We start from the raw sequence: 16418 nt of genomic DNA on the forward strand, positions 1-16418 counted from the left end.
ATTGTTAATAAAAAATGCTAGGATTAAAATCAAAAACCTTTTTTTAATCCCATACTAAAATCAACCATCCCATTTTTGATTAACATATTGATGTATCATTTAAAAAATAATCTTTGCCCTGTATTAAAATCTTTGGCATTAAGATAGCTACGGCCAAGCGCACCGGTACAATGGCAACCATAAACCTCAACATGGTGACCTATTGCTTTTTTCGCTCTTTTTAACGCCGCCAGTGAGGCACAGCGAAGATGTAGCCCTCCGACAATAGCTTGGATCTTGTCATTTCCCGTTATTTTTTTCGCATGGCGAATAATCGCATCAATACCAGAATGGCTACATCCTGTAATAATCACCAGTCCTTGCTGACCTTGCCAAATTAGAAAACTATCATCAAGTACATAATCATCCGTTTCGCTACTTTCACTGACAATAACGCCATAACGTTTATGTATTTGACGCTCTGTCACTTGACCAGAATAGATAAATCTTTTATCGATAGCTTTAGGTGTCGCTGTTAACTGAAATGAAAACTGCTGTTCTAGCCGCTGTCGGTTAAAAAATGGAGTAAGGCGCTTAAATTTAATAGACTGGCGCCCCATAAAAAGTGCTGAATAACGTACTGAAAATAAATCAGGATGGGCAATAATATGTGGCTTAGTAATAAAGAAATCTTCATTTAAATGAGTTAATCCACCAAAATGATCATAGTGCCCATGGGAAATAACAATTGTCGTTAATGACGTCAAATCAATCGCCATTTTTTTAGCATTATTGATAAAAGTGAGATCTTTACCAGTATCAAATAAAATTTTACTTTCGCTTTCAGTGTCTTCTAATAGCAGTGAAAGGCCAGGATAATGGCTAAGAGCGGGATCGCTTGTCTTATTTTCTAGTAGTGCCGTAATAGTAAGCATAATTTTTAATTATTATCTTATAGGGGATAATGCATGATAATTAAAAACAGCTAGAGTGCCAAATTAAAAAGGCAGTTGATGAGACGCCATCAACCGCTTAATGGTATTGCTAATAAAATAAAGAGTCGGCTATCTTGCTACCATCACTGAACGTTTCGCATAACGGGTAATATCTGCCGCTGTTGAGCCTAAATGATAGCTGTCTGCTTCAGGATTATGTGAGCTAACAACAATTAAATCAGCATTAACCTGATCGGCTATCTGCAATATGCCATCCCGTGGTTTACCAATACAGATATGCGTTTCAATACGATCTTCCGGTAAATCAAATCGAGCAATAATTTTTTTTAACTCTTTTTCTGCTGATTTTTTTAAGCATACTTGGTCAAGTTGATCGCCATTCATCACTAAGCGATAATAAGAAGATTGTGGCAACTTTGGTAAAACATACAAAAAATGGACATAGGGATCTTCTCTTTTGGCAATGTTCTCCACTAATGTAATGGCTTTATTTAGTAAGTTATCTTCATCGATATCAATGGGAACCAAAATAGTCTTATACATATCGCCTCCTATTATTTTTTAATTGTAGGATAGTCTATTTTGAAAAAAATACCGGATATAGTTAACATATTTAAGAAATAGATTAATAATAATAGATATGTATAATTCACATGCACTTAAAGTTTTTGAATTAAATTATACTTAGAGAAAATAAAATTTATTTTAAAATAATACATTACTTTAAATTTTAAATTAAAAAATAAAATAACAAATTTATATTCAAAATATTCTGACTAATGGTTTAACTCAAATTAAAGTATAACCCTATCGAAAAAGATAGGGTTATATTTATCCAATGACCATCAATTCAACTAAAAAAGATTAATTTTTTAATTGTGCTTTTTGTTTACGCTTTTTCACAAAATGATACCCTATTCCTAAAGCAATAAACCAAATGGGCGTTACCATCAGTGCTTGACGGGTATCATGTTCAAATGCCAATAACACGACCATAAACACAAAAAATGCTAAGCATAGCCATGACATCACTATCCCTAATGGCATTTTATAAATAGATTGTTGATGTAATTGAGGACGTTTCTTACGATATGCTAAATAGCAGCATAAGATCATACTCCAAATAAACATAAATAATAACGCAGAGACCGTTGTTACTAACGTAAATACCCGCATCACATCTGGAATAAAATAAATTAGCACAATACCGCAAGATAAACAGAGACTCGTAAAGAGTAAACCATTGGCAGGTACTGAACGTTTTGATAGCTGGCTAAACTGTTTTGGTGCCTCCCCCTCTTTCGATAAACCAAATAGCATACGACTGGTTGAGAAGATACCACTATTTGCTGAAGAGGCGGCTGCCGTTAATACCACAAAGTTAACTAAACTGGCTGCGGCTGGAATACCAATCATGACAAAGAGTTCTACAAACGGGCTTTTGTCTGCCAAAATCGAACGCCACGGCGTTACTGACATAATAATCGCCAAAGCCAAAACATAAAAAGTAATAATACGAATAGGAATAGCGTTAATCGCCTTAGGTAATGATTTCTCAGGATCACGTGTTTCAGCCGCTGCTGTACCTACCAGCTCAATCCCCACAAAAGCAAAGATAGCAATTTGAAAACCAGCAAAAAATCCGCTGATCCCTTTAGGGAACATACCGCCATCATTCCAGATATTTTCAATAGTTGCCGTGTGGCCGGCTGGAGATTGAAAATTTATGCTAATCAATACGATACCAACAATAATTAAAGAGACAATAGCGGTAATTTTGATCATCGAAAACCAAAATTCCATTTCCCCAAATAATTTTACTGTGGCTAAATTCAAAATAAGGAGTGTCAGCACACAAATAAAAGACGTTCCCCATTCAGGAAAATTGGGCGCCCAATAACTAATATAGGAGGTAATGGCAACAATATCAGCGATACCGGTGATAACCCAGCAAAACCAATAACTCCATCCAACAAAAAAGCCAGCCCAAGGCCCTAATAAATCCCCGGCAAAATCGCTAAATGATTTATATTCTAAATTTGATAATAATAGCTCTCCCATTGCTCGCATAACAAAGAACAGGACAAAGCCGATTATCATGTAAACAAAAATAATCGATGGCCCAGCTAGCGAAATGGTTTTCCCAGACCCCATAAATAAACCAGTACCGATAGCACCACCAATAGCGATTAATTGGATATGACGATTGGTTAGCCCGCGTTGTAGAGTGGCATTTTTCACTCTAACGGGCTGAGTAACTTCTGTTTGCTCTTCCATACAATACCTGAAATGTTTTCATATTTTTGATGTTGTTACGCCACTTTTTTATTTTTTCGCCGTGGCTAAGTTTGCGAAATTATTGTGACACAAATCTCAGAATAAGTAATGAAAAGATCACTTTTAGTAAAATGAGTGACGATTTGATAACCAAATAATATCCTTTCTTCATTTTAATAGACGATATTTTATACATTTGGAAAAAATTTCAAATTAAGGGTTGACCCGCCCTTAAGAGAGGAGAATAATTAGCGCATCGGGTTGTTAGCTCAGTTGGTAGAGCAGTTGACTCTTAATCAATTGGTCGGGGGTTCGAGCCCCCCACAACCCACCAAATTTACGCTGAGTAATCAGGCAGATAGGCCACTTAGAGATAAGTGGCTTTTTTGTTTCTATCGCTGAGTGTCGCAAAAGTGTCGCACGAGTTTTTTTATCTCTACCTTTCGAAAGCCGAAAGTTATCGGTTTTATTTAAAAATAATTAGTCGTAATAAATTTAATAATTAATAAAAAACACACAGAATAAAAAACCATTAAAAACAATAAAATTAGATAATAAATTCACACCTACTCTATGTTAATCGCGCATCTCAAAAATAAATTTTCTTAATCATTTCAATTCGGCACTTACGCAAAGAACCCAATTCCCGCGCACTCTCGCGATATATTTTGTAAAAAATTTAAACTGAAATAATTTTTTGATCCAAATTGTGCAGGCGAGTGCATATGGTTAATATGGTTACTTCCAATAATCCTGACTGTCTACTATACTCTGCAACTGTAATATAGTAGGAACACTGATTGAAATCACTGGGTATATAAGGCAAAATTTTATGGTCTCTATTTATAGCTATCAGTGCTTATCGTTTTTTCCTACAACTTGCGAGTAAATTATCCCGTATTTTACGTAATAAAAAATACCACTAGTAATTTAATCTAGAAATATTTGGTAATAGCTCACCTGTAATTGACCGCATTATTGAGGAGTACGGTTTTAATTTATGCTAGTTTGAATTAGCATTGAGTAACTTGCATTAACGATATAAAAAGACAACTTCCCAGCTAATTTAATTGTTTATTGTATGGTTGAGACTGTAGTTACTCTTGGATAGCTAATATTAGATATTTTATGTTTACCTAAAGACAAACCACTTATTTATGGGGAAAAATTCGAAGCTAATACTGATATATAATGTTTGTCAAAATTTTATTTAAACAAGGTGTTCTATTCCCCAAAACCCCAATAGCGATTCAAAATGGACAAAATTACTACATTATAAATTGCCAATTTTGTGAGGTTTACGATGGTAAATGGCTAGTCAAAATAGATAATAAAGTTAGAGTAAGAGAACTAACAAGGATGCCAATGCAACGCATACGCGTTTCTGGTATTAGAATGGCATTTGATTGTGAGCTAAAAAACTTAGAAATTATAAGGCATGTCGTCAAAAGGATTATTGATATGAAAAATACAGATTTTATTGTAAATAAAGAAACTATTAATGAAACACTTAAAAAAAATGAAGAATTTCTAATCCAGAATACAGAAAAGTGGTGTGCTCACCATGCAACACAACCATCAGCAACAGATTATAGTGACCCTATATACCAAAGTATCTACACAATGAGATATTTTCCTGCGTATTATACTGAATACTGTATGCTGTCCTGTTGTTTTTGCTTATATATATTAAAGAACAAAGTTAAACACTTAAATTTTATTTCTTTAGGTTGTGGCGCAGCAACAGATTACTATGCATTAAAAGACAATCTTATAAATATAACCTTTAATTATAAAGGATTAGATATTAACAATTGGGATGATACATTATTTCCGAATAAAGATAATAATTTTTCACGTATACAAAAGTCAATACTAGATATTGATTCAAGTGATTTAAATGACATTGACGCTATCATTTTCCCAAAATCAATATCAAATTTAGATATTGATAATGCTTTAGTTAATCTTGCTGATTTATTAAATAAAAGCGGTCGATCTTCATATTACATACTTATATCTAGAGAGAATTATTATTATTCCATGTCATATAATAAATTCCATAGTAGAATGATTGATAATGGATTTTCCTTGTCAACAATATGTAACCTAAAAGATGAAGTAGATAAAACGCAAACATATACAACAACATGGTATTTTATTGGGGAGTCTTTTTATGAGGCTTCAAATAACTTTATGACTCGAACTATTTCATGTGCTACTAAAGCAGCCAGTACAAAGCAAGAGTGTGAAAATTGTATGGTTGTTTATAATCCAATATCGAAAATCGATACAAATAAAATGGGGTTTAATTTTTTCATGTATACAAAGGAGCAGTCATGATCATTAGTGCTAGTAGGAGAACTGATATCCCTGCTTTTTACACTCCATGGTTTTTAAATAGATTAAAGGCTGGATTTGTTCTAATACGTAATCCTTTTAATAGAAGAATAACAAGAGTTTCCTTGTTACCAGAAGATGTTGACGCATTTGTTTTTTGGACTAGAAACGCATCAATGCTGATGAAAAACTTGGGAGCATTGAGGGAGTATAAATATTATTTTCAGTACACAATAACAGGGTATCCAAAAACAATTGAAAAAAATGTTAAAAGCCCATACAAAACAATTGAAAATTTTATTGAGCTAAGTGAGCTAATAGGTAAAGAAAAGGTTATTTGGCGCTATGATCCTATTTTAATATCTAACACTCTAACTCTAAATGAGCATAAAAGGCTATTTACTAAAATAGCCGATAGTTTAGCAGGAAAAACCAATAAAGTTGTTATCAGTTTTGCTGATTTCTATAAAAAAACTATAAAAAACCTTAGTTTAATAGAAAATTTTCAGTATGTAGATATTTTGAATGAAGAAACAACTATGAATGAATTAGTAAAATTCATGATCAATATAGCAAATGATAGAGGGATGGTGATAGAAACTTGTGCTGAATCTATAGATTTAAGCTATCTAGGGGTCCAACATGGAAAATGTATTGATGATAGGTTATTAAAATCAGTTTTTAATATTGATATTTCGTCTAAAAAGGATGCGGGACAACGAGAAGCCTGTGGCTGTGTAAAAAGTATTGATATAGGTGAATATAATACATGCCTACATAATTGTACATATTGTTATGCAACATATAATCTAGATTCGGTAAAGAAAAATAAATCTAGGCATTTTTCTGATAGCCCTTTTCTTATCGGTGATGCTGAAGGTATTGATCCCAAGTTATTAATACCACCAATTAAACAAGGCAGTTTATTTTAAATGGCAATAAACAAACAACCAGATGCTCGTTGGCAAGTTGAGCTTTACCCCAACGGACTAACAGGTAAACGAATTAGAAAAGTATTCACTACAAAAGGTGAAGCCATTTCATTTGAACGTTATGTTCTTGAACAAACAGAAGATAAACGTTTATTATCTGAGTTGGTTGACATCTGGTTTCGTACTCATGGTATTACATTAGCTGATGGTGAAAGCCGAAAACAAATGATGTTATTCGGTTGCCAAGCAATGGGCGAACCTTTAGCAACAGAGTTTAATGCTAAGTTATTTTCTGTTTATCGTGAAAAGCAATTAAGTGGAAAAATTACTCGTGCTGATAGGATCAAGTCCGTTGCTCCACGAACAACAAACCTTGAACTAGCATATTTTCGCGCTATGTTTAATGAATTGCATCGATTGGGTGAGTGGAAAGATGATAACCCATTAAAGAATATTCGTTCATTTCGTACTGATGAATCAGAAATGGCCTTTCTTTCTGATGAACAGATCATCCAACTGCTAGAAGAATGCGATAAAAGCAAAGCGAAAGACTTATCTATTATTGTCAAAATCGCACTTTCTACTGGAGCGCGCTGGTCAGAAGCTGAAGGTTTAACCAGTTCACAAGTTACTCCTTACAAAATTACATTTACTAAAATAAAAGGCAAACGCAATAGAACTGTGCCCATAAGTAAAGTTTTGTACGATGAAATCCCTAAAAAGCGTGGTGCTTTATTTACCCCTTGTTATTCTGCTTTCAGAATGGCAATGAAAAGAACAGGTATAGAATTACCTCATCGACAATCATCACACGTATTAAGACATACATTTGCATCACATTTTATGATGAACGGTGGCAATATTCTTGTGTTACAAAGAATTCTCGGTCATACGGATATCAAAATGACTATGAGATATTCTCATTTCTCTCCAGAGCATTTAGAAGATGCTGTTAAATTTAATCCTTTGAGTAATAATTATGAAAAATAGATTAACCTTTTATATTTTTATACCTATATTATTATGCGCTCCAATATTAATGTATATGTACTCATTTTTTGGTCATCCTATTTCAACTAAAAATACAGACTGGGGAAGCTTTGGTGCTTACATAAGTGGTTCATTTAGTATTATCACCACAATATTTGCATTTTTTTCAGCGCTCATTCTTTATGAAACATATAAAAATTCAAAACAAGAGCTAACACTGAGTAAGTTTAATTTATTGCTTAATGATGCATATAAGCATCTAGATTCAATAGCTGAAAATTTCAAGCGTGAGTATGGTCTTGTTGACTATAGAGAGATATTTCAAAAAATATATTATGCACATTTGTACAATGTAGAGGAAACTCATTTAAATAGCATTGAAGCAGTAATTAAAAATAAGATGAGAGAAAATATAAATGACCAAATTTTGGATATAGCTAAGGATTTATTCAACTGCCCTCCCTTTAGGTCTCTTTCAAAAACTCTATATAATATGTGTATAATAATTAAAACTGAAAAAGATAATTCATTAAAATCAATAATAAAATCATTACTAGAGGCAAATTTAGATAATGATAGTATTTATTGGATATTAATGTTTAAGACAAAAGGTAATTCATTAAGTGATTTTGACATATATGATTTTTGTAAAGCACCTGACTTGGTTGGAATTTCATCGCAAGAGTGTCGTCAAGAAAATGAACTCTGAGCATTATTCACCTTGTAGCTCTTTAACCACTATCTTTATTTATAAGATATTATTTTACATGTCAAATTTAAATGATTTGTGATTAACGGTGAGAATATTCTTGTGTTACAAAAAATTCTCGGTCATACGGATATCAAAGTACTATGAGATATTCTTATTTCCCTCCAGAGCATTTAGAAGATGCTGTTAAATTTAATCCTTTGAGTAAACATTATGAATGATGAATTACATAAAAAGTTTCTAGATTTTCTTTATAAAAATATTAATTCGATTTTATTTTGGGTAATCATGTTTTTTATTTTACCTATAATCTTTTTTATAATTATATATGGATTTTTTTCAAATAATATTGATAAACTTGGTGCATTTGGTTCATACATAGGTGGAGTATCTACTTTTTTTATATCTGTGCTAACACTATTTACTTTAATTATGTTATATATAACATATATAAAAACCATAAACTTCAATAAAAATCAATTGAAAATTGCACAAAATGAACTTGAAATTAACAACTTCAACTATATTACAAATATAATAAAATCCAATTTTGAAAATATGATAAAAGACGATATTAAAAATCATGAAAAAAAAATAGCCTACATCCCTGATGAATTTAAAAAAATATATCCTTTAAAAGAAACAAGAATAGATTTTCTTTCTAATTACTTTATCAGTCTATTAAATGACCCTAGCGGTTATATTATGAAAGGAGATTTATCACCTGAATTAATTAATTTCTTAAATAAGAGACTAGCTGATAAATCACCTAAAATAGACATTCGCTTATATGCTAAAGAATATGTCAAATATATGGAAACCAAATATCTTAACTCTATATACTCATTAATAAAATCATTATGTGTTAAAATAAATAATAGTACTGATAAGGAACAAAAAGAATTATTAAATGATATATTGATTGCATCAATAGATAGCCAGATTTTATTTTGGAGTTTAGCTCTGATTAATGACTCTTGTTTTGATAAATTTATGGTAATTCCAAGTTATATTATCGAAAAAAGTAACTTTGACGTCTAAAGCACAAAAGTGTCGCACAAGAAAAGGGATATTGAACATTATTTATCTTTATTGCTATTTAAATTATTGTTTTTATTTCTAAATTATTGTTTTATATATTGCATTCAAACGACTCTTAATCAATTGGTCGGGGGTTCGAGCCCCCCACAACCCACCAAATTTACGCTGAGTAATCAGGCAGATAGGCCACTTAGAGATAAGTGGCTTTTTTGTATCTGGAAGAGAATGACGACAAAATAGCGATAACAGCTAGCTATTATCACGCTCATTAATTGCGTTATATAGCTGACTAATATTTAACCTATAAATTGTGATTAAAAAATAAGTGTATTACAAAATATTAAACCAATAAAAATATTAGTATCAGTATTATTGACTAGTAACAGCATCAATGAAGTTTGATGGGTTAAATATCGCTTTTATTAAGCAATCTTAATGCTATTAATATCATGCTAAACAAAACCCTTTAATGGTTAATATTTACTGTTATTTTGCCAAAAAAATACCACCTATATTTTTATATAGATGGTATTTCATGAAATAAAATCTCACTGCTTATTAATAATTAAGTGTTACGATATTCCGCTTCTGCTTCATCAAAACGTTGTTGATTTTCTGCCGTTGGTGACTTACCCATTAAACTGACAATAACAATGGCTATGGACGCGAAAATAAAGCCCGGAATAATTTCATAAAGGCCGAACCATTTATATTGCATCCATACCAGTACCGTTAATGCACCAATTAACATTCCCGCAAAAGCACCATTACGAGTCATACGTTTCCAAGTGACAGAGATAAGGATCACCGGACCAAATGCAGCACCAAATCCTGCCCAAGCATTACTCACCAAATCAAGTACTTTATTTTCTGGATCACGGGCTAAATAAATAGCGATAACCGCAACTAATAACACCATGCCACGACCAACCCAAACTAGCTCTTTTTGACTGGCATTTTTACGAATAAAAGGCTTATATAAATCTTCAGTTAATGCACTGGCGCAGACTAATAATTGGCAGCTTAACGTACTCATTACCGCAGCTAAAATCGCAGATAACAAAATACCAGCTATCCACGGGTTAAAAAGTAACGAAGCTAATTCCATAAAGATACGCTCATTTTTAGCCATAACCGGACCTGCAACGGTCGGATTAACCTCAAAATAAGCAATACCAAAGAAGCCCACCGCCACCGTTCCGCCTAAACAGAGGATCATCCAAGTCATACCAATACGGCGCGCTTTACGAATAGTTTGATTTGAATCTGCTGCCATAAAACGCGCGAGAATATGAGGCTGTCCAAAATAACCTAATCCCCAAGCTAATAATGAAACAATAGCAATAAAATCAAGCCCTTTAAACATATCAAGATAAGCCGGATCTTTCGCTTTAATGATCTCTATAGAGGTGTCAATTCCACCAATTGAGAAAATAACAATAATTGGTGTCAGAATAAGTGCGAAAATCATTAATGTGGCTTGTACCGTATCCGTCCAACTTACCGCCAAAAAACCACCTAGGAAAGTATATGCAATGGTTGCTAGTGCACCATAAATCATCGCTTCATGATAAGGAATGCCAAAGGTAGACTCAAAAAGCATACCTCCTGCGACGACACCTGATGCACAATAAATAGTGAAGAAAATAAGAATAACTAACGCAGAAATAATGCGTAGCATTTTGCTTTTGTCATCAAAGCGAGAAGTTAAATAGTCTGGTAAAGTCAGTGCATTATTGTTTTTTTCTGTTTGTAAACGTAAGCGCCCTGCAACTAAACGCCAGTTAAGCCATGCACCTAAACATAAACCAATGGCTATCCAACTTTCGGAGATCCCCGCAAAAAAAACCACACCTGGTAACCCCATTAATAGCCAGCCACTCATATCAGAAGCGCCCGCAGAAAGTGCCGTTACTACACTACCAAGCCTTCGGCCCCCTAAAATATAATCATCAAAATTTTTTGTTGATCGATACGCTAGATAGCCGATAAAAAGCATCCCCAATATATAGATCGTAAAGGTAATTAGCATTGGCGAATTTAGAGCCATAATCGCAGTTCTCCATATATCTGTTACGATCAATTGCTATGCTTTCAACTTATGCAGGAACGTTGCACTTCGTTGCACACCAATGACCTTATCAGTTTTTATTTAAAATAATTTCTTACTGTAACAAATAAAACATTCATATCAATCCTAGAATAGGTTATAAGCATTTAACAAGAAATTAACGTATCGGTGTTTAATTTTTGTATGTAACTTCACACTATTTGCTTCGGTTGAAAGAGATTAATATTATCTCTTCATTGAAGAAAAATATATAACCTAATGAATTATAAGTATTATTTATTTATCCATCTAAGATAATATTTTTTAACCATTTATAAAACCTGACAACTTTCACATTATTTATAAATTTATTGTTAACAATGTTGCACAAAGTTGCAACATGGCTGATATTAAGAAAAATAACTGGTCAATGTGCCGTATAAGTAAGATGCACGATATGAGGAGCACTGCATGAGTAGCACAACAATGGGTGTTAGACTTGATGAAGAAACCCGTAATAGATTAAAAGATGCTGCACAAAAATTAGATAGAACATCTCATTGGCTAATTAAACAAGCCATCTTCAATTATCTTGAACAAATTGAAAATGATCAGCTCACCCTAACCCCTATCACACAGGCTGAGCAAGATATTGAAGAAAGCACAGCCCCCCTAACGGCACATTATCAACCGTTTTTAGAATTTGCAGAGCAGATCCACCCACAATCGGTGTTACGCTCGGCAATTACTTCTGCTTATCGTATACCTGAAACACAAGCGGTGCCTATGCTACTACAGCAGGCAACACTACCTGAGCATGAGGCTCAAGCCACGCATAAACTGGCTTACTCCATTGCAGAAAAATTACGCAAACAAAAACAGGGTGTTGGACGCTCAGGTCTGGTACAAGGCTTACTGCAAGAGTTTTCTCTCTCTTCCCAAGAGGGGGTTGCCTTAATGTGTTTAGCCGAAGCTTTATTGCGTATTCCTGATAAAGCAACCCGTGATGCCCTGATCCGAGATAAAATTAGCCATGGCAATTGGCGCTCGCATTTAGGGCAAAGCCAATCTATGTTTGTCAATGCCGCCACTTGGGGTCTACTGTTTACAGGCAAACTCGTCTCTACCCATAACGAAGAGAAATTATCTAATTCTCTAAATCGCATTTTAACTAAAAGTGGTGAACCTTTAGTGCGTAAAGGCGTTGATATGGCGATGCGGTTAATGGGGGAACAATTTGTCACCGGTGAAACTATCTCCCAAGCGTTAGCCAATGCACGCAAACTTGAAGAAAAAGGCTTTAGATATTCCTATGATATGCTAGGAGAAGCGGCCTTAACGGAAAAAGATGCGCAAGACTATTTAGTCTCTTATCAACAAGCCATCCATGCCATTGGTAAAGCCTCTAATGGACGAGGTATTTATGAAGGACCGGGGATCTCCATTAAACTTTCAGCGTTACATCCCCGTTATAGTCGAGCTCAATATGATAGAGTGATGTCGGAGCTTTACCCTCGCCTACTCTCTTTAACGCTACAAGCCAAGCAATATGATATTGGTATTAATATTGATGCAGAAGAAGCGGATAGACTGGAAATATCCCTCGATTTATTAGAAAAACTCTGCTTCGAGCCTGAATTAGCGGGTTGGAATGGTATAGGATTTGTTATTCAAGCCTATCAGAAACGCTGCCCTTTAGTGATTGATTATATTATTGATTTAGCTCGCCGCAGTCGCCGCCGTTTAATGATCCGTTTAGTAAAAGGGGCTTACTGGGATAGTGAGATTAAACGCGCGCAAATGGATGGACTGGAAGATTACCCTGTGTATACCCGTAAAGTGTATACCGATGTCTCTTACCTTGCGTGTGCGAAAAAACTGCTCGCTTCACCGAATTATATTTATCCGCAATTTGCCACACATAATGCCCATACTTTATCAGCCATTTATCATCTAGCGGGTCAAAATTACTATCCTGGTCAATATGAATTCCAATGCTTACACGGTATGGGTGAACCCCTCTATGCACAAGTTGTGGGTAAAATTGCTGATGGTAAACTTGGTCGCCCTTGTCGTATCTATGCGCCAGTAGGTACTCATGAAACCCTACTGGCTTACCTTGTGCGTCGATTATTAGAAAATGGTGCAAATACCTCGTTTGTAAATCGTATCGCTGACACCACCATCTCCTTAGATGAATTAGTTGCCGATCCGGTTAAAGAGATCAATAAAATTGCGCAAGCTGAAGGACAAATCGGACTTTCACATCCTAAAATCCCGCTCCCAATGCAGCTTTATGGTGATGAACGTAAAAATTCACCGGGGATTGATATGTCCAATGAGCATCGTTTAGCCTCATTATCCAGTGCATTACTGACCTCTGCGATGGAAAAAATTCACAGCCATCCTCTCCTTGGTGGTGAGTGTAATAGTGCAGAAGAAGTGATTGCACCACAATCTATACTCAATCCGGCAAATCACACCGATGTCGTCGGTACAGTACGTGAAACAACGGCCGCCGAAGCTAATTTTGCTTTAGATATTGCCCAAGAAAATGGTGAAATTTGGTTTGCAACCCCACCTGCGGAAAGAGCGGCGTTTTTAGTCCGCACAGCAGAACTGATGGAACAGCAAATGGGTCCATTAATGGGTGTCTTAGTCAGAGAAGCGGGTAAAACCTATAGTAATGCTATTGCAGAAGTGCGTGAGGCGATTGATTTTCTTTATTATTACTCAGCACAAGTGGCAAATGATTTTGATAATAATACCCATCGTCCTTTAGGCCCTGTTGTCTGTATTAGTCCTTGGAACTTCCCATTAGCCATCTTTAGTGGACAAATTGCAGCAGCGTTAGCGGCAGGTAATACCGTACTGGCCAAACCTGCGGAGCAAACCCCTCTGATTGCTTTTAAAGCCGTAGAACTATTTTATCAAGCAGGAGTACCTCGCAGTGCATTACAACTCTTACCGGGTCAAGGGGAGACCATTGGTGCACAATTAGTGGCTGATGAACGCGTGCGTGGTGTGATGTTTACAGGCTCTACCGAAGTTGCCCACATTCTGCAAAAAACCTTAGCGGGTAGACTCGATAGCGAAGGTCGCCCTGTTCCTTTAATTGCTGAAACAGGTGGCTTAAACGCCATGATTGTCGACTCTTCTGCCTTAACGGAACAAGTGGTCACTGACGTTATGGCCTCTGCTTATGATAGTGCGGGTCAACGTTGCTCTGCTTTGCGTATTCTCTGTATTCAAGAAGAGGTGGCTGATAGCACGATTGAAATGTTAAAAGGTGCAATGGCACAAGCCATAATAGGTGATCCAAGTCTCTTATCAACAGATATCGGCCCTGTAATTGATAAAGAGGCAAAAGCGGGTATTGAAAAACATATTCAGACTATGCGCACAGCGGGTTTTGACGTTTATCAAGCAACCTATAATCAACTTACTAAACAGGCTGAAAATAACAGTACTTTTGTTCCTCCTACCTTAATTGAGTTAGATAAAATTAGTTCACTTAAAAAAGAGATTTTTGGCCCTGTACTGCACGTCGTACGTTATTCAAGCCAAGATCTGCCTGCTTTATTAGCTGAAATTAATGCGACTGGATATGGATTAACGATGGGGGTTCATACCCGTATTGATGAAACTATCGCTTATGTAGCGACTCATGCAAAAGTAGGAAATTTATATGTAAACCGCAATATGGTAGGTGCTGTTGTCGGGGTACAACCTTTTGGTGGTGAAGGTTTATCGGGTACGGGGCCAAAAGCTGGAGGCCCTGCTTATCTGTATCGTTTATTATCAAAACGTCCTGAAAATGCCATAACACAAACCTTAGCACGTCAAGATGAAACATTACCCCTTGATGCCTCTATGCGACAAAAGTTATTACAAACCTATCATCACTATATGACGTGGTTAGCAAATAAAACGGAACCTGCACATTATCAGGCGCTAGAAGAATACGCCAATGCATCACAAGCCGGAACATTGCGCGTATTGCCGGGGCCTACTGGCGAGCGTAATACCTATCAATTAGTCCCTTGTGGCAAGGTGCTTTGTCTCTCAGATAATGAGCAAGATATATTTACTCAGTTAGCGGGAGTCTTTGCATCAGGATGCCATGCTATTGTCCATAATGCTGTTTTCTCCCAAAAAACCTATCGTGAATTGCCTGATATGATCAGAAAAGCAATCACACTCACGGACAACTGGCAAGATGAGTCACTAAGCATTAATGCCGTTATTTATCATGGCGATAGTGATCAGTTAAAAGAAACTTGTCAGCAAATTGCACAACGTAAAGGGGCTATTATTTCAGTACAAGGCTTCTCACGTGGTGAGACAGCATTGTTATTAGAGCGTTTATTGCATGAACGAGCATTAAGCGTCAATACCGCCGCTGCCGGAGGCAATGCCAGCTTAATGACGATTAGTTAAACCCAGCGTTCTCTTTCTCACTTTATTTTTGAGACCACCTTTAACTTACTTATCTATTAAAGGTGGTTTTTTTATTTCTGGAACAAAAAATAAAAAGGAGCAACATAATGTTACCCCTTTTTTTAGGTCTCTCTTGAATGCGATTAGTGACCACTACTCATCGAGGTTGGCGCTTGGCACCAATCAAGATATTGCTCATACTTACGTAGGGCAATGTTGTAGTTACTAAATGCGGAGGGAGTGAGCTTTTTACTCAAGTCTGACTGAATTTTCTCTGTCGTAAATTCTTGACGAGGAAAATTAGTGGAAGTCAGCAATTCATCGAGTCGACGTAAACGAACCACATACTCACGAACAGTACTGTGGCTCATCTCCGTTTGTTCGAACAAATACTGCTTAAAAGACATAATGTCAAAGTAATCAGTTTCACTATTACAGTAAATCTCACTACAAAAACGGCACAGCGCAGAAAACTTTCCTTGCAAGGTTTCCCATGTTTCATCATCAATTAAATCTGTCATTTCAGAAATGGCTTCTTTATTGATAACTTGGCGATTGAATACGAGAGAAATCCGATCAAGCGCCTTATGGCAATGCAAACAATGAGTTTGGCTGTGTTTATAGTCTTTAATGTAACGGCTTAGCGGCCGTTTCTTTTGTGTTGAAACAGACATAAGAGATAAAGCCCTGTGTTGTAGTCTTAA

Annotated in this window: 11 protein-coding genes, 1 tRNA gene and 1 pseudogene; 8 read left to right on the forward strand and 5 right to left on the reverse strand. The window is 35.5% G+C overall.

Annotated elements, in window-relative coordinates; genetic code table 11:
- Nucleotides 1-95: 95 nt before the first annotated feature.
- The 3 genes from HMPREF0693_RS03440 to cycA form a co-directional block, all read right to left on the reverse strand.
- Nucleotides 96-914, reverse strand: a complete 819-nt coding sequence (locus HMPREF0693_RS03440) for an MBL fold metallo-hydrolase (protein WP_004243478.1) — start codon at nucleotides 912-914, stop codon at nucleotides 96-98.
- A 129-nt stretch (nucleotides 915-1043) separates the two neighbouring features.
- Nucleotides 1044-1478 (reverse strand): universal stress protein, encoded by a 435-nt coding sequence (locus HMPREF0693_RS03445; RefSeq protein WP_004243479.1) that lies wholly within the window; start codon nucleotides 1476-1478, stop codon nucleotides 1044-1046.
- Nucleotides 1479-1799: 321 nt separating this feature from the next.
- Nucleotides 1800-3212, reverse strand: coding sequence for a D-serine/D-alanine/glycine transporter (gene cycA / locus HMPREF0693_RS03450; protein WP_004243480.1), 1413 nt, complete (start codon nucleotides 3210-3212; stop codon nucleotides 1800-1802).
- Nucleotides 3213-3470: 258 nt separating this feature from the next.
- Here cycA and HMPREF0693_RS03455 point away from each other — a divergent pair.
- The 7 genes and pseudogenes from HMPREF0693_RS03455 (at nucleotide 3471) to HMPREF0693_RS03480 (ending at nucleotide 9224) form a co-directional block, all read left to right on the forward strand.
- Nucleotides 3471-3546, forward strand: a tRNA-Lys gene (locus HMPREF0693_RS03455).
- 857 nt (nucleotides 3547-4403) lie between these two features.
- Entirely contained in the window at nucleotides 4404-5555 is a 1152-nt protein-coding gene (locus tag HMPREF0693_RS18335) for a S24/S26 family peptidase (protein ID WP_004243481.1), read from the forward strand.
- Nucleotides 5552-6484 carry a DUF1848 domain-containing protein gene (locus HMPREF0693_RS03465; protein ID WP_004243485.1) on the forward strand — a complete coding sequence of 311 codons (933 nt, stop codon included), beginning with the start codon at nucleotides 5552-5554 and terminating at the stop codon, nucleotides 6482-6484. The genes HMPREF0693_RS18335 and HMPREF0693_RS03465 overlap by 4 nt, the downstream gene beginning before the upstream one ends.
- Nucleotides 6485-7474: a phage integrase gene (locus HMPREF0693_RS19790; RefSeq protein WP_004243486.1), complete on the forward strand. Its 990-nt coding sequence runs from the start codon at nucleotides 6485-6487 to the stop codon at nucleotides 7472-7474.
- Nucleotides 7464-8183: a hypothetical protein gene (locus HMPREF0693_RS03475; RefSeq protein ID WP_004243487.1), complete on the forward strand. Its 720-nt coding sequence runs from the start codon at nucleotides 7464-7466 to the stop codon at nucleotides 8181-8183. Before HMPREF0693_RS19790 ends, HMPREF0693_RS03475 begins: the two co-directional genes overlap by 11 nt.
- 75 nt (nucleotides 8184-8258) lie before the next feature.
- Nucleotides 8259-8404: pseudogene (locus HMPREF0693_RS19415) on the forward strand (site-specific integrase); the annotation flags it as partial.
- Nucleotides 8397-9224, forward strand: coding sequence for a hypothetical protein (locus tag HMPREF0693_RS03480; RefSeq protein WP_004243488.1), 828 nt, complete (start codon nucleotides 8397-8399; stop codon nucleotides 9222-9224). The pseudogene HMPREF0693_RS19415 and the gene HMPREF0693_RS03480, both read left to right, overlap by 8 nt.
- Nucleotides 9225-9789: 565 nt before the next feature.
- On the opposite strand, the gene putP is transcribed toward HMPREF0693_RS03480, so the two are convergent.
- Nucleotides 9790-11274, reverse strand: a complete 1485-nt coding sequence (gene putP, locus HMPREF0693_RS03485) for a sodium/proline symporter PutP (protein WP_004243490.1) — start codon at nucleotides 11272-11274, stop codon at nucleotides 9790-9792.
- 471 nt (nucleotides 11275-11745) lie between these two features.
- Between putP and putA the strand changes: the two genes are divergently transcribed.
- The gene (gene putA, locus HMPREF0693_RS03490; RefSeq protein WP_036932163.1) at nucleotides 11746-15714 is read left to right on the forward strand and encodes a trifunctional transcriptional regulator/proline dehydrogenase/L-glutamate gamma-semialdehyde dehydrogenase; all 3969 of its coding nucleotides are present in this window, start codon (nucleotides 11746-11748) and stop codon (nucleotides 15712-15714) included.
- A 143-nt stretch (nucleotides 15715-15857) separates the two neighbouring features.
- Here the strand turns inward: putA and fliZ are convergent, their stop codons facing one another.
- Entirely contained in the window at nucleotides 15858-16388 is a 531-nt protein-coding gene (fliZ, locus tag HMPREF0693_RS03495) for a flagella biosynthesis regulatory protein FliZ (protein WP_004243493.1), read from the reverse strand.
- Nucleotides 16389-16418: the final 30 nt, after the last annotated feature.

This window comes from Proteus mirabilis ATCC 29906 (assembly GCF_000160755.1).
GTDB lineage: Bacteria > Pseudomonadota > Gammaproteobacteria > Enterobacterales > Enterobacteriaceae > Proteus > Proteus mirabilis.